Source organism: Bacillus sp. Nf3, assembly GCF_003028545.1.
Classification (GTDB): Bacteria; Bacillota; Bacilli; order Bacillales; family Bacillaceae; genus Bacillus; species Bacillus safensis.
Map to the genome: position 1 here is coordinate 549,944 of NZ_PYUA01000002.1, position 17,986 is coordinate 567,929.

Here is a 17,986-nt window from a genome sequence, read left to right on the forward strand (position 1 = left end):
GGGTTTGTCTACACGCTGAAAGGAATAATAGCTCGCTATTATTCCTTTTTACATGGTCAAAAGACGAGAATCGGCTGGATCTCACGTAATGCTTGTTTTTTGAAGTGTGCATCATATAACATAGAACGTAAAGACAAACTGAGAATAAAACGCCTAGGGGGGTCAAATATGAATAAAGGTCAAAGGCATATTAAAATTAGAGAAATCATTGCAAGCCAAGAAATTGAAACACAAGATGAATTGGTCGATATTTTGAAAGCCGATGGATATAACATCACACAAGCGACCGTTTCTAGAGATATTAAAGAATTACATTTAGTGAAAGTTCCGACGAATAATGGAACATATAAATACAGTCTTCCTGCGGATCAGCGGTTTAACCCGCTGTCAAAGCTGAAGCGATCCCTAATGGATGCATTTATCAAAATGGATGCTGCCAGTCATTTAATTGTTCTGAAAACAATGCCGGGTAATGCTCAGGCGATCGGTGCTTTAATGGATAATTTAGATTGGGAAGAAATTATGGGAACGATTTGCGGAGATGATACCATTTTAATCATTTGCCGCACCCCAGATGATACAGAGACAGTTTCGAGCAAAATTTTAGAGCTTCTATAAAGAATCAGGTTTACTAAAAGAGGTGTCAAATGAGTGTTAGCAGAACTAACCATTAAAAACTTTGCAATCATTGAAGAGTTAACGGTTTCATTTGAAAAAGGACTCACAGTCCTAACAGGGGAAACAGGTGCCGGAAAATCCATCATGATTGATGCTGTCTCACTTCTCGTGGGAGGAAGAGGGTCCTCTGAATTTGTCCGCTACGGTGAAAAAAAAGCAGAGCTGGAAGGGCTTTTTCTTGTACCAGCCGATCATCCTGTATTTGCTCTATGCGAAGAGCAGGGAATTGACGCATCAGATGAAATGATGATCCTCCGCCGTGATATTAACAACAGCGGGAAAAGCATTTGCCGGATTAATGGAAAGCTTGTCACCATCTCACTTTTACGTGAAGTAGGACGGCTTTTGCTTGATATACATGGTCAGCACGATAACCAGCTGCTTATGGAAGATGAAAATCATCTGCATTTGCTCGATCAATTTGGAGCAGAAGAAATTGCACCAGCTCTCTTGCAGTATCAAGAAGCATATGATCAATATATGAAGACGGCTCAAAAGCTAAGACAGTTGTCCGAGAATGAGCAGGAAATGGTGCACCGCTTAGATTTACTGCAATTTCAGCTAGAGGAGATTGAGGCAGCGCAGTTAGAGCCGGGAGAAGATGAGCGGCTTCAGGAAGAGCGTCATCAAATCAGCAACTACGAGAAAATCTATTCCTCACTCCAAAACGCGTATAACGCTTTGCGTAATGAGCAAGGAGGACTAGATTGGGTCGGCATGTCCTCAAGCGAGCTTGAGCAAGTGTCTGAGATCAATGATGATTTGAAAAAGCTATCTGAACAAGTATCGAATTCCTACTACTTATTAGAGGATTCAACTTTCCAAATGCGAAGCATGCTGGATCAATTAGAATTCGATCCGGCTCGTCTTGATTTTATTGAATCCAGGCTGAATGAAATGAAGCAGTTAAAACGAAAATACGGCACAACCGTTGAGGAAATTTTGGAGTATGCGGCGAAGATTGAAGAAGAAATCGATCAAATTCAAAATCGAGACAGCCATCTGCAGACGCTCAAAAATAAACTGGATGCGATGAGCCGTGATGCCCTGCTGGAAGCACTTAACGTTTCGGAGCTGCGTAAAAAATGGGCCAAAAAGCTAGCGAAGCAAATTCAAACGGAGCTCAAGGATTTGTATATGGAGAAGTCATCATTTGATACAGCTTTTTCTATTCGATATGCGCCTTTTGGCAGCACCGATTGTCCGCTATTAGACGGAAAACCTGTCCAGCTCGGGAAAAATGGAATCGACCAAGCACAATTTGTCATTTCTACAAATACAGGCGAACCGATGAAATCTTTATCGAAAGTAGCCTCAGGTGGAGAAATTTCACGTGTCATGCTCGCTGTGAAGAGTATTTTCTCAGCCAAACAAGACGTCACATCCATTATTTTCGATGAAGTTGATACAGGCGTCAGCGGCAGAGTCGCACAAGCCATTGCTGAAAAAATTTACAAAGTAGCGTCTGGATCACAAGTGCTCTGCATTACACATCTGCCTCAAGTAGCCGCAATGGCTGACACACATCTCTTCATTTCGAAACGCTCGAAAGCGGGCAGAACACTGACGAGTGTCAAACCATTAAGTCATGAAGAAAAAGTGAGTGAAATTGGCCGGATGATTGCCGGTGTGGAAGTGACTGAGCTGACAAAACAGCATGCAAAAGAACTATTGCACCAAGCAAATGATGTCAAAACAACAGGGTAGCTGAATCATCAGCTGCCTTTTTTATATGTTGTGTAAAAGCCGGCGTATATACCCATAAAATCGTCTTTTTCTTTTATCAATTTATCCAATCATTTTCTAAAGCTGCCGGTTATAAATCCTCTCGAAGAAGGCAAAAGTAAAGATGTAGCCAAAACATGAGTGTTCTGGTGTGGGTAAGGAGCGAGGAGAGTGAAAAATGAATGCCCGAAAAGATGAGAAAAGCCATTGGTGTGATTCTCCTTGTTTCTTTAATAAGTACAGGGTTTATGAGCATAGTGAAGGAATACATCAGCATTCCAACAAATGTTGCTGTATTTGAAAAACAGAAGCACTCAATTGACACATCGATTGAAGCGTCAGCCAATGCTTCTTCGCCAGCCTTTAGCCTTTCAGAGAAAGAGAATCAGCTGGATATTACAGGACAAAAGGCGGGAAAAGCCGAAATTGTTTATGATTTTAAAGGATTTCCTATTAAGAAAACAAAAGTTGATGTTCTCCCTGAATTAAAAGTTGTTCCTGGAGGACAATCCATTGGCGTCAAGCTCCACTCTGTAGGAGTTCTCGTTGTAGGTTTTCATCAAATCACAACAGCAGACGGCAAAAAATCACCAGGTGAAGCCGCAGGCATTCAATCAGGGGATATGATCATTGAAATCAATGGTCAAAAAATGGAGAAAATGAATGACCTCACCCCATTTATTCAGAAAGCAGGGAAAACGGGTGAAACGCTTCGTTTGCTCATAAAGAGAGATCATAAAACCTTTCAAACAACATTAACACCCGCAAAAGATGCAAGTGAAGGCATCTATCGAATTGGTCTTTACATTCGTGATTCTGCAGCAGGCATCGGCACGATGACCTTTTTTGAACCTTCATCTAAAAAATATGGTGCCCTTGGGCATGTGATTTCTGACATGGATACAAAAAAACCAATTGTTGTCGACAATGGTGAAATTGTTAGATCAACCGTGACATCGATTGAAAAAGGCACAGGAGGCAATCCTGGAGAAAAATTGGCGAGATTCTCTTCCGAAAGAAAAACAATAGGAGATATCTCCCGCAACAGCCCTTTTGGTATCTTTGGTACGTTAACCGAAAAGCTTGAAAATCATGTAGCAGATAAACCACTTCCAGTCGCTTTATCAAATGAAGTAAAAGAAGGCCCAGCAGAAATTTTAACCGTTGTGGATCATGATAAAGTGGAGAAGTTTGATATTAAAATCGTCAGCACAACACCGCAGAAATTCCCAGCAACTAAAGGAATGGTATTGAAGGTAACAGATGAGCGGCTCTTAAGCAAAACGGGCGGAATCGTCCAAGGAATGAGCGGAAGCCCCATCATTCAAAATGGCAAAGTCATTGGAGCTGTCACACACGTATTCGTCAATGATCCGACTAGCGGGTACGGTGTACACATTGAATGGATGCTGTCGGAAGCAGGAATCGATCTTTATCAAAAAAACAAAAAAGCAAGCTGATCATTTAACTGCCGCGAATCTTCCGGCAGTTTTTTTCTACCCTTTCTTTCTCTTCCATCATGTTATAAAATAAGGAAAAAGAGATTTTTCGACAAAATGAAAAAAAGCATGTTGTCAAATTGCAATAATCGTCGATTCGTTAAGAAAAACATAGAAAAAGCTAGATAATGCTCTATTATTCGGAAAATTAAAGTTTTTTAAAGGGGATAGCATGGTTTTGTCGAATTGAACACTCAGAAGAGAAATGCAAAAGACTAAAGGAATCGACATTGGGGAGGAAAGAACGTGGAGAAAATTAAAGTGTGTGTAGCTGATGACAATCGAGAGCTTGTTGGCCTTTTGACAGAGTACATTGAGGGACAGGAAGATATGGAAGTACTTGGCGTGGCGTATAATGGTCAGGAATGCCTGACATTATTTAAAGATAAAGAGCCCGACGTTCTCCTCTTAGATATTATTATGCCTCATTTAGACGGTCTTGCTGTACTAGAACGCCTCCGTGAAAACAATGAAATGACAAAACAGCCAAGTGTGATTATGCTAACGGCCTTTGGACAAGAAGATGTCACGAAAAAAGCAGTTGATTTGGGCGCATCTTATTTCATTTTAAAGCCATTTGATATGGAAAACCTAGTAGGTCATATTCGTCAAGTCAGTGGAAACGGCACACAAGTTACCCATCGCTCTTCATCAATCCAAAACAGTGTTCTTCGAAACAAACCTGAACCGAAACGTAAAAACTTAGATGCGAGCATTACGACCATTATTCATGAGATTGGCGTGCCCGCTCATATTAAAGGCTATTTATACTTAAGAGAAGCGATTTCTATGGTGTACAATGACATTGAGCTTCTCGGAAGCATTACTAAAGTGTTGTACCCAGACATTGCGAAGAAATTTAACACGACCGCTAGCAGGGTAGAACGAGCGATTCGTCATGCCATTGAAGTCGCTTGGAGCAGAGGGAACATTGATTCCATTTCCTCACTCTTTGGTTATACTGTCAGCATGTCAAAAGCGAAACCAACCAATTCAGAATTTATTGCCATGGTAGCTGATCGTTTGAGATTAGAGCATAGAGCTAGCTAGTTTATTTTTCATGAAAAAACGTTTCTTCATTGAGACGTTTTTTTATTTTGAAACATGTTGTAAAAAATTGGTTAGATTGATAAAATCATTTTAATGTTTAAATTGGACAAACGGGCTGTTTTATTTTCAGAATAAAATGAAAAATAAAGCATGAAAAAAATAAAAAAGACATAAAGTAGTGGTAATCAGCTGCGCCAATCGATCATGAAGTCTTCAAAATAGAAGAAGAAAACGCTCATTCGTAAGAAAAAGGATGAGAGGAAAAGGTCTTATGGAATTGGTAATTAAAGCAAACGAGATCGAAAGTTCTATTTCTATTGACCTGATTGATTGGCGTTTTAAAGTCACTGGCTTCTTAGAGATTGTGCCATTTGAACTGAATATTCCCATTGTCGAATTTAATAATTTTCACATTCTTTTACTATGCTATAATAATGAAAAGAAGAGGGTGAGGTTATGGGAAAGCTGAAAATCCACTCTGCTGAGGTAGCGAACGAAATTAGCAAGTGGACGAGGGTCATTTCTCAGAATGACTTAGAGAAATCTGCTGTCTATAAAGAGAAAATTCAGAATTTGCTAAAAAATACAGATGAAGACCGTGAAGTTCTCCTTTATTATCAGCTTGTTGACGGCAGACATGAAATGTTACTTGGAAATATTGAAAAAGCCAATCAAATTATGAAAAGTGTCGGAACGCTCGATGAGAAGGCAGATGACATTATTAATTTTTATTTTTACTTTTACAAAGGCCAATATGCTGCATATGTGAAAAAGTATGATGAAGCCATTAGTTTTTACAAAATTGCAGAACAGCGGCTAAAACGTGTGAATGAAGACCTTGAAGTAGGAACTTTTCACCATAAGGTTGCTTCAATTTATTACGAACTGAAACAAAATTTCATATCCATTAATCATATTAAAAAAGCCATCGATACATTCAAAGCGCATGAAGAGTATACAGCGCAAGCAATTGACAGCTTGATTTTACATGCAAGTAATTGTATTGATTTGTTCCAATTCGATGAAGCAGAGGAGAAGTATCAAGAAGCTCTTGAGAAAAGTAAGCGCATTAACAATGAAGTGCTGATTGGGAAATGCTATCACAATTTAGCTGTTCTTTATTATGCAAAGCATGATTATGAAAAAAGCGCACTTTATGCAAAAAAAGGAATGGGCATTCAAATTCACCGTGACAATAGTCATTATTACATCCAGTCTTTATATGTTCTGGCAAACGCTTTAGTGCATCTAGGAGATCAAGAGGCGAGGGAATATATTAAAGAGGGTATTCTGTATAGCTGCGATATCCAAAATAATGAATATATAGTAAAATTTGAAATTTTGGATTTGATGTGCGAGAATAGTGGGGCAGCAGACGTATTCTCTGAAAAATTAGACTACATAGAAAAAAATAGATTATATGTGGAGCTTGAGGATTTGTCTGAACAAATATCGAAATACTTCAAGGAACGAAATGATTATCAAAATGCCATTCGTTTTCTTGAAAAGAAATTCGATGCACAAATACTTCAAAAGAAAGTGGAGGTTATCTTATGAAAAAGTTGTTGTTAGGTGTAACCGTTGTTACAGCAGTCGCAGTTGTTTCTTCCCTTTTTGCTCTTGACGCAGAGACGACAGAGCAAGCCATCAGAGCGATTACGTGATCGAATTTATCTGTCAACCTCTTCATGCGAATCAGAAGAGGTTTTTTTTATGTGCTCAAAACTGGAAAAACGAAAAAAGACACGTCATAATGAAAGGAAGCATCATATTTAGAGGTGACCTATGACGAAAATTTTTGCACACAGAGGCTTTAAAGGCATTTATCCTGAAAACACCATGATAGCCTTCGAGCATGCACTCCATTCGGGAGCTGACGGAATTGAGCTGGATGTTCAGCTGACGAAAGACGGCAGACTTGCTGTTATTCACGATGAGAAACTGAACAGGACAACGAATATGAAAGGTTTAGTGAAAGACCATACATATGAAGAATTAAAAGCGGGAGATGCGAGTCATTCTTTTTATGAAGAAACCGGTGCTGTATCCATTCCTCTTTTAGAGGAAGTATTAGAGCTAGTGACGCAGCAATCATCATTGATCATTAATATTGAACTGAAAAACTCCATTTATCGATATCCAGGTATCGAGGAGAAAGTAAAAAAGCAAATCGAGCATTTTCAAATAGAAGACCGTGTACTTGTTTCATCGTTTCATCACGGCAGTTTAGCTCTTTTTCACAAACTGATGCCGCATGTTGAACTTGCTGTACTCACAATGGATGTGATTCATCAGCCGGAGATGTATATAAAAACAGTACCAGCAAGAGGCTATCATCCAAATATTAAGGGTGCAGGCGTGACCAAAGAGGTTGTGTCAGCTCTCCATGCATCTCAGCAAGTAATCAGGCCGTTTACAGTAAACAGTGAAAAGCAAATGAAAAACATGTTTTCCTTAGGTGTCGATGGCATTTTCACTGATTTTCCTGACCGAGCCGTGAAAATAAGAGAAGAAATGAAATAAAGACCTGCTATCATCAGCGGGTCTTTTTTCACGTTTTATCTCTGCTTAAAGCGAGCAGTCACTTTATTTCGTTTACGGTCTCTATATAAAATAAAGCCAGCCACTACATAAAGCCCTCCCCCTAAAAATAACAACCCTGCAATTCCTTGCAGCCATAAAAATGGAAATGGTGCAATGATGATGCCGAAAACAGTGTCACGCAGCAGCTTAATCCCAAGTGCAGCAAGCGCGCCAGGTATTAAAATAATCACTAGTGCAAGTATTCTCCCCATCAAATGTCCCCTTAAACGTCATTTACTTCCATTGTCTAATTCAAAAAATATTTTGTCAAGAAAGGAAAACGTGGTAATATAAGAGTTGTGCAATTTTTTGCAACGGAAAAATATGGTGTGCAAATTTTTTCATATAAAGGGGTAACGGGATGCAGAGAGTCTTGATTGTCGGTGCGGGACAGGGTGGATCAGCATTGCTAGAAACATTGCTGAAAACAAATATGATTCAAATCATTGCGATCGCCGACCTTGATCTTGAGGCACCGGGGATGGCAGAAGCGAAAAAGAATGGAATTGATACGACAACGGATTGGAAAGAATACATAAAAGATGACATTGATATCATCATTGAAACAACAGGCAGTTCAGCAGTGCTGAAAGAACTGATGGAAGAAAAGCCGGAGCATGCTGTCATTGTTCCTAGTTCAATGGCTTACGTCATATCAGAATTAATGTCAGAAAAACAACAGCTAATTCAAATATTAAAGGAACAAACCTATAAGCATGACCGCATTTTTAATGCAACGAACGATGGGATGATTTTTATAAACATGGACGAAGAAGTCGTCCTGTTTAATCGATCAGCGGCCAAAATGGTTGGATGTTCGCAAAAAGATGCGATTGGCCGCGACATACGAGAAGTGATCCCAAACACAAAACTTCCCGACATTTTAAGATCGAGAGAGCCAGAATTTAATCAAAAACAATTTCTGAACCAGCAAATACAAATTGTCACAACGCGTTTGCCAATTATTGATGACGCGGGGAGAATGCTAGGTGCTTTATCCATCTTTAAAGATATTACAGATGCCGTTGAGCTTGCGGAGGAAGTAACGAACCTTAAAGAAGTGCGAACCATGCTGGAGGCGATCATTCAATCGTCAGATGAAGCCATATCGGTTGTTGATGAGCAGGGAAAAGGGATCTTGATCAACCGAGCTTATACGAAAATGACTGGATTAACAGATAAAGAAGTTGTGGGGAAACCTGCAGGTGCAGATATTTCTGAAGGAGAAAGCATGCATTTGAAGGTACTTGAAACAAGAAGACCGGTTCGAGGCGTCAGAATGAAAGTCGGGCCAAATAAAAAAGATGTGATCGTCAACGTAGCGCCGGTTATCGTTGATGGCATCTTAAAAGGCAGTGTCGGCGTCATTCATGACGTATCAGAAATACAATCACTTACGAATGAACTAAATAAAGCAAGGCAGCTTATCCGGACACTTGAAGCAAAGTACACATTTGAAGACATCATTGGAGAAAGTGAGCAAATGCTTGTGGCACTTGAGCAGGCAAAGCTAGGCGCAAAAACGCCAGCCACCATTTTACTCCGGGGAGAATCAGGTACTGGAAAAGAGCTGTTTGCGCACGCCATTCACAATGAAAGTGACCGGAAATATAATCGCTTTGTACGGGTCAACTGTGCAGCCTTATCTGAGACCCTTTTAGAGTCAGAGCTTTTTGGCTATGAAGAAGGAGCGTTTTCTGGTGCAAGGCGCGGCGGGAAAAAAGGACTGTTTGAAGAAGCGAATCAAGGCAGCATTTTCTTAGATGAAATTGGTGAGATGACGCCAAGTACACAGGCGAAGTTGCTGCGCGTCATGCAGGAGAAAGAAATTGTAAGAGTAGGCGGAACAAAGGCAATACCAGTCGATGTTCGTGTGATCACGGCGACAAATGTCAATATTGAAAAAGCGATGGCGGAAGGAAAGTTCAGAGAGGATTTATATTATCGCATGAACAGATACCCGATCTCTATCCCGCCGCTAAGGCAGCGCCTTGAGGATATTGACTCGTTAAGCAAACGTCTCATCCAAAAGATCAATTTAGACTATGGACGGAACGTTCGCGGGTTAACAGAACAGGCACTTCATAGACTGCGATCATATAAGTGGCCTGGAAACGTAAGAGAGCTTGAAAATGTACTTGGACGAGCCATGATCTTTTTAAACCCGCAAGAAGAATGGATTGATGAGGGGCATATTTCTTTCATGGAGTCTGAAGATCAGGAAGAAAAAGAGCAGCAGGAACTGGCTGTCAGTCAATTTGAGGGAGAGACGCTTTCGGATGCTGTTGAGGCATTTGAAGCGCAGCTAATTAAACAAAACCTTGAAAAGCATCAATTCAATCGCACGAAAACAGCGAAAACGTTAGGGATCAGCATACGGAACCTTTACTATAAAATGGATAAATATCAACTTGCAAAAGATAGCATGCAATAAAATGCATGTAAACTGCAAAAGATTGCACGAATGTCATGCGAACTGCCTCATTTTACTGCATTTCAAACTGGCACGGAACTTGCATATAAAACATGAACCGAGCACATGGAAAGGTGGGCATATATGAAGCTTGACGATCTGATTATGAAAGCCGCCCAGCTGCAGAATAAAACGGCGGCTGTGGCTCATGCAGAAGACGAAGAAGTGCTTCATGCCATCAAGATGGCAATTAAGCGAAAGGTCGCTCGCTTTCTCCTGGTTGGGAACAAACGCAACCTGAAGGAGCTAGTGAAACAGCATGAAATCGATGAGGACTGGATAGATATTATTCATTCAGATTCTCCCGAAGAATCTGCCAAAATAGCCGTGCAGGCAGTGAGCGAGAAGCATGCAGATATTTTGATGAAGGGGCATGTCCCGACAGCCATTCTTTTAAAAGCGGTACTGAATAAAGAATATGGGCTCAGGACAGCAAGTGTCTTATCACATGTCGCAGCATTCGAAGTACCGGGCTTTGACCGCTTTATTTATGTCACAGATTCTGCGATGAACATCGCGCCCGATTTAAATATGCTGAAAGAGATTACGATCAATTCTGTTCAAGTAGCACAAGCTGTCGGAAACGACATGCCAAAGGTTGCAGTGCTTTCTGCGGTCGAGGTCGTGAATCCGGCAATGGATTCAACTTTAACTGCGGCAAGTCTTGCGCAAATGAATCGGCGGGGGCAAATTTCTGGATGCCTGATTGATGGGCCTCTTGCTTTAGATAATGCCATCTCTCAAACGGCAGCTTCTCATAAAAATATTACGAGTGATGTAGCCGGCCATGCAGATATTTTGCTTGTGCCAACAATTGAGGCAGGAAACATTCTTTATAAATCTCTCATCTACTTTGCACATGCGAAGGTGGGAGCTGTGGTGGCAGGAGCCAAGGCGCCGATTGCTTTAACAAGCCGGTCTGATTCAGCTGAAAGTAAGCTTTATTCAATTGCGCTTGCCATCTGTACATCAAATTAAGCGGAAGTAATAGGAGGAATAACACAATGGAACTTTTTAAATATATGGAACGATACGATTATGAGCAGCTTGTATTTTGTCAGGATGAGCAGTCTGGCTTAAAAGCGATTATTGCGATTCATGATACAACACTTGGACCTGCACTAGGCGGAACGAGAATGTGGACGTATGAAAACGAAGAAGCAGCTATTGAGGATGCACTGCGTCTAGCAAGAGGAATGACTTATAAAAACGCGGCAGCAGGACTTAATCTTGGCGGCGGAAAAACAGTGATCATCGGTGACCCGAGAAAAGACAAAAACGAAGAAATGTTCCGTGCCTTTGGACGTTACATTCAAGGGCTGAATGGCCGCTATATTACAGCGGAAGATGTCGGTACAACGGTAGAAGATATGGATCTCATTCATGAAGAAACCGATTTTGTCACAGGGATCTCTCCTGCATTTGGTTCATCCGGAAATCCGTCTCCAGTCACAGCTTACGGTGTATATAAAGGAATGAAAGCCGCTGCCAAAGCTGCTTTCGGTACAGATTCATTAGAAGGAAAAACAATTGCTGTCCAAGGTGTTGGAAATGTGGCCTACAATCTGTGTAAACATCTGCACGAAGAAGGCGCACAGCTTATTGTCACAGATATCAACAAAGACTCTGTCAAGCGAGCTGTTGAAGACTTCGGCGCAAAAGCAGTCGATCCTGACGATATTTATGATCAAGCATGTGATATTTATGCACCGTGCGCACTTGGTGCAACCATTAACGATGTAACCATTCCAAAGTTAAAAGCAAAAGTGATTGCAGGTGCTGCAAATAACCAGCTAAGAGAAACGCATCACGGAGACCTTATCCATGAAATGGGGATTGTATATGCTCCTGACTATGTGATCAATGCAGGCGGTGTGATTAACGTGGCTGATGAGCTTTATGGCTATAATGCAGATCGTGCGATGAAAAAAGTCGAAGGCATTTATCAAAATATTGAACGTGTGATTGAAATTTCAAACCGTGATGCCATTCCAACTTATAAAGCGGCAGACAGATTGGCTGAAGAGCGAATTGAAAGAATGCGCAAATCAAGAAGTCAATTCTTGCAAAATGGTCAACATATTTTAAGTCGTCGCTAATTGGAAGAATGAGTTGAAACGGAGGTTTTGTTTTTGTTGACAAAAGAATGGCGTATTCTCACGATTAATCCTGGCTCTACTTCAACAAAAATTGGTGTGTTTCATAATGAACGTTCTATTTTTGAAACGACACTTAGACATACAGATGAGGAATTAAAGTCGTTTTCTCATATCATTGATCAATTTTCTTTCCGCAAAGAAACCATTTTGAAAACACTGCATGAACAGGGGATGAATATCTCAAAGTTTGATGCAGTGTGCGCGCGTGGCGGTCTCCTTCGTCCGATTGAAGGAGGCACATATGAAGTCAATGAGCAAATGGTGAAAGATCTAAAAGAAGGATATGCCGGCCAGCATGCATCTAATCTCGGCGGAATCATCGCGAGAGAAATCGCACTTGGCCTGAATATCCCAGCTTTTATTGTCGATCCAGTTGTGGTGGATGAACTAAAGCCAATTGCTCGTATTTCAGGGCTGCCAACGATCGAAAGAAAAAGCATCTTTCATGCATTAAATCAAAAAGCGGTCGCAAGAAAAACAGCGGCTTCTTTTGGAAAAAGTTACGAAGATTTAAACATGATTATTACTCATATGGGCGGCGGTATCACCATTGGTGTTCATGAAAAAGGGAAAGTCATCGATGTGAATAACGGTCTGCATGGCGAAGGTCCTTTCAGTCCTGAGCGTGCGGGAACCTTGCCGACAGGTGATCTTGTAAATCTTTGTTTTTCGGGTGAGTATACCCAAGAGGAAATGCTCAAACGCATTATTGGTGAAGGCGGGCTAGCGGGCTATCTTGGCACGACAGACGCTGTAAAAGTGGAACGCATGATTGAAGCAGGTGATGAGCGTGCGGCGCTCATTTATGAAGCAATGTGCTATCAAATTGCCAAGGAAATTGGTGCGGCTAGCGCTGTTTTAAAAGGAGCAGTTGACGTCATTGTATTAACAGGCGGACTTGCGTACAGCAAACAAATTACATCAAGTATTCGCGGCTATATTGACTGGATTTCAGATGTTGTCGTGTATCCAGGTGAAAATGAGCTGCAATCGTTAGCGGAAGGTGCGCTTCGTATTTTAAAAGAAGAAGAATCACCGAAAGAATACCCAAATGATCAACAGGAAAAGAAAGGAGTGACAAGTCATGGCAACTGAATATGACCTCGTCATTCTTGGTGGAGGCACAGGCGGCTATGTAGCAGCCATCCGTGCCTCACAGCTTGGATTGAAAACAGCAGTTGTAGAAAAAGAAAAGCTCGGCGGAACATGTCTTCATAAAGGCTGCATTCCGTCTAAAGCGCTGCTTAGAAGTGCAGAAGTATATCAAACCGTCAAACGCGCAGCTGATTTTGGAGTTGAGGCAGGCGGCATTGCCTTGCAATTTGCCAATGTGCAAAAAAGAAAAACAGAGATTGTCGAAAAACTAGCAGGCGGCGTCAAACACTTAATGAAACAAGGGAAAATTGATGTATATGAAGGGATCGGCCGTATTCTTGGTCCATCTATCTTTTCGCCAATGCCAGGAACGATCTCCGTAGAAATGGCAAATGGAGAGGAAAATGAAATGCTCATTCCAAAGCAGGTCATCATCGCGACAGGCTCAAGACCGCGGGTGCTGCCAGGGCTTGAAGCAGATGGAACTCACATCCTCACATCAGATGATGCACTTGAACTGCCAGAGCTTCCGCGGTCGATGCTAATTGTCGGAGGCGGAGTGATCGGAATCGAGTGGGCGTCTATGCTCAATGATTTTGGGGTAAACGTCACTGTGATTGAGTTTGCAGACCGTATTTTGCCAACAGATGATCATGAAATTTCCAAAGAAATGGAAAAGCTATTATCTAAAAAAGGCATCACCTTTGTTACAAATGCGAAGGTACTGCCAGATAGCGTAGAAAAGCAGGGAAATCTCGTGACAATTCAAGCGGAAAAGGATGGAGACATTCAGACGTTCGAAGCGGAAAAACTCCTTCTTTCAGTTGGCAGAGTACCTAATATCGAAGGCATAGGTCTTGAAAACACAGACATCCAAACCGAAAAACAAGGCATTGTCGTGAATGAACATTATCAAACAAAAGAATCGCATATTTACGCAATAGGAGATGTCATCGGCGGGCTTCAGCTGGCACATGTCGCTTCCCACGAAGGTATGATTGCTGTTGAACATATGGCTGGGAAAGATCCAAAGCCGCTCGATGAAACGCTCGTATCTAAATGTGTTTACTCTCACCCAGAAACCGCTAGTGTTGGACTCACTGAACAGGCGGCAAAAGAGCAGGGCTTTGAAGTCAAAATAGGGAAATTCCCATTTATGGCGATTGGAAAAGCGCTTGTGTACGGGGAGTCTGATGGATTCGTCAAAATCATTGCCGATCAAAAGACAGATGATATTTTAGGAATTCATATGATTGGTCCTCATGTAACAGATATGATATCTGAAGCTGGATTAGCCAAAGTACTTGATGCAACCCCGTGGGAAGTGGGGCAGACGATACACCCGCATCCGACCTTATCAGAGGCGATTGGCGAGGCAGCCCTTGCTGTTGACGGGAAGGCGATCCATTTTTAATCAAGGAGGGAAACATGATGAGTAACATGCGTCATCAGGAATTAGGATTATCAGATGAACAAGCAATTGATATATATAGAACAATGCTTCTAGCGAGAAAAATCGATGAACGGATGTGGCTATTAAACCGTTCAGGTAAAATTCCATTCGTCATTTCTTGTCAAGGGCAGGAAGCGCAGCAAGTCGGTGCTGCATTTGCCCTTAATAGAGAAGAAGATTACGTCTTACCTTACTATCGTGATATGGGGGTTGTTCTTGCTTTTGGGATGACAGCAAAAGATTTAATGATGTCTGGTTTCGCAAAACAAGACGATCCAAACTCAGGCGGAAGACAAATGCCGGGGCATTTTGGACAAAAAGCAAATCGAATTGTGACCGGATCTTCACCTGTAACAACGCAGGTTCCTCACGCGGTGGGAATTGCCCTTGCTGGACGATTAGAGCAGAAAAACTTTGTCAGCTTTGTCACGTTCGGTGAAGGCTCATCAAACCAAGGAGATTTTCACGAAGGCGCTAACTTCGCTGCTGTGCATAAACTGCCTGTTATTTTCATGTGTGAAAACAATAAGTACGCGATTTCCGTGCCATATGACAAACAAGTGGCCTGTGAACGCATTTCAGATCGTGCGATTGGATATGGGATGCCTGGCGTAACTGTAGATGGAAATGATCCGCTTGAAGTATATGCCGCTGTCAAAGAAGCGAGAGACCGTGCGGCTAGAGGCGAAGGCCCGACATTGATTGAAACAATCTCTTACCGTTTAACTGCGCATTCAAGTGATGACGATGACTCAAGCTATCGAGAAAAAGAAGAAGTGCTCGAAGCAAGAAAGAAAGATCCGCTCATCCAATATGAAACGTATTTAATCGAAGGAAACGTCATGACTTCTGAAATGAAAGAAGAGATGACAAAAGAAATCATGCAAATCGTAAACGAAGCCACTGATGAAGCGGAAAACGCAGCTTATGCTGAGGCAGAAAGCGCACTTCGTTACGTGTATGCGGAGTAAGGGGGAAGAAAAATGCCTGTTATGTCATATATAGACGCCATTACACTGGCGATGAAAGAAGAAATGGAACGAGATCCGAAAGTGTTTGTGCTCGGAGAGGATGTCGGGAAAAAAGGCGGCGTATTTAAAGCGACAGCGGGTCTTTACGAGCAATTTGGAGAAGCGCGCGTCATGGATACACCTCTTGCAGAATCAGCCATTGCTGGTGTAGGTATTGGGGCAGCGATGTATGGAATGCGCCCAATTGCAGAAATGCAATTTGCGGATTTCATTATGCCTGCAATCAACCAAATCATTTCAGAGGCTGCAAAAATTAGATACCGATCAAATAATGATTGGAGCTGTCCAATGGTCATCCGCGCACCATACGGAGGCGGAGTACACGGGGCACTTTATCATTCACAATCGGTCGAAGCGATTTTTGCTAACCAGCCTGGTTTGAAAATTGTGATGCCTTCTACACCTTATGATGTCAAAGGTCTTTTAAAGGCTGCAGTGCGTGATCCAGATCCTGTATTGTTCTTTGAACATAAACGTGCATACCGCCTTATTAAGGGAGAAGTGCCTGAAGAGGATTACACTCTTCCGATTGGAAAAGCAGATGTGAAACGTGAAGGCGATGATATTACGGTCATTACATATGGCCTTTGTGTGCATTTTGCGCTGCAAGCAGCAGACCGCCTTGCAAAAGACGGCATTTCCGCTCATATTCTCGATTTGAGAACAGTGTACCCGCTTGATCAGGAAGCGATCATAGAAGCGGCTTCTAAAACAGGGAAAGTGCTTCTGTTAACGGAAGATACAAAAGAAGGCAGCATCATGAGTGAGGTTGCGGCAATCATTTCGGAGCATTGCTTATTTGATTTAGACGCACCAATCAAACGCCTGGCAGGACCAGATATTCCGGCAATGCCTTATGCGCCGACAATGGAGAAATTCTTCATGGTCAACCCGGATAAGGTAGAAGCTGAAATGAGAGAGCTAGCGGCGTTTTAAGAAAGAGGAGGGTTTCAAAGTGGCAATTGAACAAATGAAAATGCCTCAGCTAGGTGAAAGTGTAACAGAAGGAACTATTAGCAAATGGCTCGTTTCACCTGGCGATCATGTGAATAAATACGATCCGATTGCGGAAGTCATGACGGATAAAGTGAACGCAGAAGTCCCGTCTTCTTTTACAGGAACGATTACAAAGCTATCGGCTGAGGAAGGCGAAACGCTGCAAGTAGGAGAAGTGTTCTGTGAAATTGAAGTTGAAGGAAGCGAGCAGCAGAGCGAGAAAGAAGCAGCACCTGAGCAAAGCAAAGCGCCTGAAGCAGATCAAACAAATGAGAATCAAAGTCAAAAGAAACGATACTCTCCAGCCGTTCTTCGTTTAGCAGATGAGCATGGCATTGATTTAGCAGCTGTTCAAGGTACGGGAGCAGGCGGCCGAATTACTAGAAAAGATTTGCTGCAGCTTATTGAAAACGGCGGCGTCAAAGAGAAGACAGCTCCTGTCAATGAACGTGCTGTTCAACCGGAGCCTGCGCAGCCAACTCAAGCAAAAGCGACTCCTGCCATCCCTTCCATGCCTGGTGATGTTGAGCTGCCAGTCACGCCGATCCGACAGGCAATTGCGGCCAATATGCTGAGAAGCAAACATGAAATTCCGCATGCATGGACGATGATGGAAGTCGATGTGACAAATCTAGTGACAAGAAGAAATCAGCTGAAGGATCAGTTTAAAGCAAAAGAAGGCTTTAACTTGACGTTCTTTGCGTTCTTTGTCAAAGCTGTGGCTCAGGCCTTAAAGGAATTCCCTGAAATGAACAGTATGTGGGCCGGAGATAAAATTGTGCAGAAGAAAGCGATCAATGTTTCGATTGCTGTCGCTACAGATGACGCGCTTTTTGTTCCAGTCATTAAGGATGCGGATGAAAAGACCATTAAGGGCATCGCCAAAGAAATTCATGAGCTGGCGTCTAAGGTGAGACAAGGAACGCTCAAGCAAAATGATATGGAAGGCGGTACATTCACTGTCAACAACACGGGATCATTTGGTTCAGTACAATCTATGGGAATCATTAATTATCCGCAAGCGGCGATTTTACAAGTAGAATCGATCGTGAAGCGTCCAATGATAGTAAACGGAATGATTGCGGCAAGAGACATGGTCAATCTTTGTCTTTCATTAGATCACAGAGTACTAGATGGTCTTGTATGCGGCAGATTCCTTCAGCGAATTAAACAAATCCTTGAAGGCATCGACGAGCAAACATCTGTTTATTAAAACAATCATTTTCCCCCTCCCGGCATGAGAG

The 17,986-nt window shown here is 42.1% G+C and carries 16 protein-coding genes; 15 read left to right on the top strand and 1 reads right to left on the bottom strand.

The window, feature by feature from the left end:
- The first annotated feature begins 168 nt into the window (after positions 1 to 168).
- The 7 genes from ahrC to C9414_RS07695 all read left to right on the top strand — a co-directional run bounded on the left by ahrC (position 169) and on the right by C9414_RS07695 (position 7,475).
- Positions 169 to 618 (top strand): transcriptional regulator AhrC/ArgR, encoded by a 450-nt coding sequence (ahrC, locus tag C9414_RS07665; protein ID WP_024422938.1) that lies wholly within the window; start codon positions 169 to 171, stop codon positions 616 to 618.
- A gap of 33 nt (positions 619 to 651) precedes the next feature.
- Positions 652 to 2,385: a DNA repair protein RecN gene (recN, locus tag C9414_RS07670; protein ID WP_107163375.1), complete on the top strand. Its 1,734-nt coding sequence runs from the start codon at positions 652 to 654 to the stop codon at positions 2,383 to 2,385.
- 200 nt (positions 2,386 to 2,585) lie between these two features.
- Positions 2,586 to 3,863, top strand: coding sequence for a SpoIVB peptidase (gene spoIVB / locus C9414_RS07675; protein ID WP_039179850.1), 1,278 nt, complete (start codon positions 2,586 to 2,588; stop codon positions 3,861 to 3,863).
- 285 nt (positions 3,864 to 4,148) lie between these two features.
- Positions 4,149 to 4,952 (top strand): sporulation transcription factor Spo0A, encoded by an 804-nt coding sequence (gene spo0A / locus C9414_RS07680; protein WP_024422935.1) that lies wholly within the window; start codon positions 4,149 to 4,151, stop codon positions 4,950 to 4,952.
- 271 nt (positions 4,953 to 5,223) lie between these two features.
- Positions 5,224 to 5,421 carry a hypothetical protein gene (locus C9414_RS07685; RefSeq protein ID WP_047202271.1) on the top strand — a complete coding sequence of 66 codons (198 nt, stop codon included), beginning with the start codon at positions 5,224 to 5,226 and terminating at the stop codon, positions 5,419 to 5,421.
- Positions 5,409 to 6,509 (top strand): Rap family tetratricopeptide repeat protein, encoded by a 1,101-nt coding sequence (locus C9414_RS07690; RefSeq protein ID WP_107163376.1) that lies wholly within the window; start codon positions 5,409 to 5,411, stop codon positions 6,507 to 6,509. The genes C9414_RS07685 and C9414_RS07690 overlap by 13 nt, the downstream gene beginning before the upstream one ends.
- Positions 6,510 to 6,737: 228 nt before the next feature.
- Positions 6,738 to 7,475, top strand: coding sequence for a glycerophosphodiester phosphodiesterase (locus C9414_RS07695; RefSeq protein ID WP_048239245.1), 738 nt, complete (start codon positions 6,738 to 6,740; stop codon positions 7,473 to 7,475).
- A gap of 35 nt (positions 7,476 to 7,510) precedes the next feature.
- On the opposite strand, the gene C9414_RS07700 is transcribed toward C9414_RS07695, so the two are convergent.
- A complete protein-coding gene (locus tag C9414_RS07700; RefSeq protein WP_039179838.1) occupies positions 7,511 to 7,747 on the bottom strand; it encodes a DUF2627 domain-containing protein in 237 nt (78 codons plus the stop codon).
- Positions 7,748 to 7,896: 149 nt separating this feature from the next.
- Between C9414_RS07700 and C9414_RS07705 the strand changes: the two genes are divergently transcribed.
- From C9414_RS07705 to C9414_RS07740, 8 genes are all read left to right on the top strand, one after another.
- Entirely contained in the window at positions 7,897 to 9,969 is a 2,073-nt protein-coding gene (locus C9414_RS07705; RefSeq protein ID WP_107163377.1) for a sigma-54 interaction domain-containing protein, read from the top strand.
- 123 nt (positions 9,970 to 10,092) lie between these two features.
- The gene (yqiS, locus tag C9414_RS07710; protein ID WP_107163378.1) at positions 10,093 to 10,986 is read left to right on the top strand and encodes a phosphate butyryltransferase; all 894 of its coding nucleotides are present in this window, start codon (positions 10,093 to 10,095) and stop codon (positions 10,984 to 10,986) included.
- Between the two features lie 26 nt (positions 10,987 to 11,012).
- A complete protein-coding gene (gene bcd, locus C9414_RS07715) occupies positions 11,013 to 12,107 on the top strand; it encodes a branched-chain amino acid dehydrogenase (protein ID WP_003215658.1) in 1,095 nt (364 codons plus the stop codon).
- A 33-nt stretch (positions 12,108 to 12,140) separates the two neighbouring features.
- Positions 12,141 to 13,262: a butyrate kinase gene (buk, locus tag C9414_RS07720; protein WP_483295686.1), complete on the top strand. Its 1,122-nt coding sequence runs from the start codon at positions 12,141 to 12,143 to the stop codon at positions 13,260 to 13,262.
- Positions 13,252 to 14,676 (top strand): dihydrolipoyl dehydrogenase, encoded by a 1,425-nt coding sequence (gene lpdA / locus C9414_RS07725; protein WP_107163380.1) that lies wholly within the window; start codon positions 13,252 to 13,254, stop codon positions 14,674 to 14,676. Before buk ends, lpdA begins: the two co-directional genes overlap by 11 nt.
- A gap of 17 nt (positions 14,677 to 14,693) precedes the next feature.
- On the top strand, positions 14,694 to 15,686 hold the full coding sequence (locus C9414_RS07730; RefSeq protein ID WP_039179824.1) for a thiamine pyrophosphate-dependent dehydrogenase E1 component subunit alpha: 993 nt from the start codon (positions 14,694 to 14,696) through the stop codon (positions 15,684 to 15,686).
- A gap of 12 nt (positions 15,687 to 15,698) precedes the next feature.
- Positions 15,699 to 16,682 carry an alpha-ketoacid dehydrogenase subunit beta gene (locus tag C9414_RS07735; protein WP_024422925.1) on the top strand — a complete coding sequence of 328 codons (984 nt, stop codon included), beginning with the start codon at positions 15,699 to 15,701 and terminating at the stop codon, positions 16,680 to 16,682.
- A 19-nt stretch (positions 16,683 to 16,701) separates the two neighbouring features.
- Entirely contained in the window at positions 16,702 to 17,955 is a 1,254-nt protein-coding gene (locus C9414_RS07740; RefSeq protein WP_107163381.1) for a dihydrolipoamide acetyltransferase family protein, read from the top strand.
- The last annotated feature ends 31 nt before the right edge of the window (positions 17,956 to 17,986 follow it).

Excerpts from the sequence above, each read along its gene's own strand:
- C9414_RS07705 (WP_107163377.1), top strand. The coding sequence starts at position 7,897 with ATGCAGAGAGTCTTGATTGTCGGTGCGGGACAGGGTGGATCAGCATTG.
- spoIVB (WP_039179850.1), top strand. The coding sequence starts at position 2,586 with ATGCCCGAAAAGATGAGAAAAGCCATTGGTGTGATTCTCCTTGTTTCT.
- C9414_RS07735 (WP_024422925.1), top strand. The coding sequence starts at position 15,699 with ATGCCTGTTATGTCATATATAGACGCCATTACACTGGCGATGAAAGAA.
- ahrC (WP_024422938.1), top strand. The coding sequence starts at position 169 with ATGAATAAAGGTCAAAGGCATATTAAAATTAGAGAAATCATTGCAAGC.
- C9414_RS07685 (WP_047202271.1), top strand. The coding sequence starts at position 5,224 with ATGGAATTGGTAATTAAAGCAAACGAGATCGAAAGTTCTATTTCTATT.
- C9414_RS07730 (WP_039179824.1), top strand. The coding sequence starts at position 14,694 with ATGAGTAACATGCGTCATCAGGAATTAGGATTATCAGATGAACAAGCA.
- C9414_RS07690 (WP_107163376.1), top strand. The coding sequence starts at position 5,409 with ATGGGAAAGCTGAAAATCCACTCTGCTGAGGTAGCGAACGAAATTAGC.
- yqiS (WP_107163378.1), top strand. The coding sequence starts at position 10,093 with ATGAAGCTTGACGATCTGATTATGAAAGCCGCCCAGCTGCAGAATAAA.
- bcd (WP_003215658.1), top strand. The coding sequence starts at position 11,013 with ATGGAACTTTTTAAATATATGGAACGATACGATTATGAGCAGCTTGTA.
- lpdA (WP_107163380.1), top strand. The coding sequence starts at position 13,252 with ATGGCAACTGAATATGACCTCGTCATTCTTGGTGGAGGCACAGGCGGC.
- C9414_RS07700 (WP_039179838.1), bottom strand. The coding sequence starts at position 7,747 with ATGGGGAGAATACTTGCACTAGTGATTATTTTAATACCTGGCGCGCTT.
- C9414_RS07695 (WP_048239245.1), top strand. The coding sequence starts at position 6,738 with ATGACGAAAATTTTTGCACACAGAGGCTTTAAAGGCATTTATCCTGAA.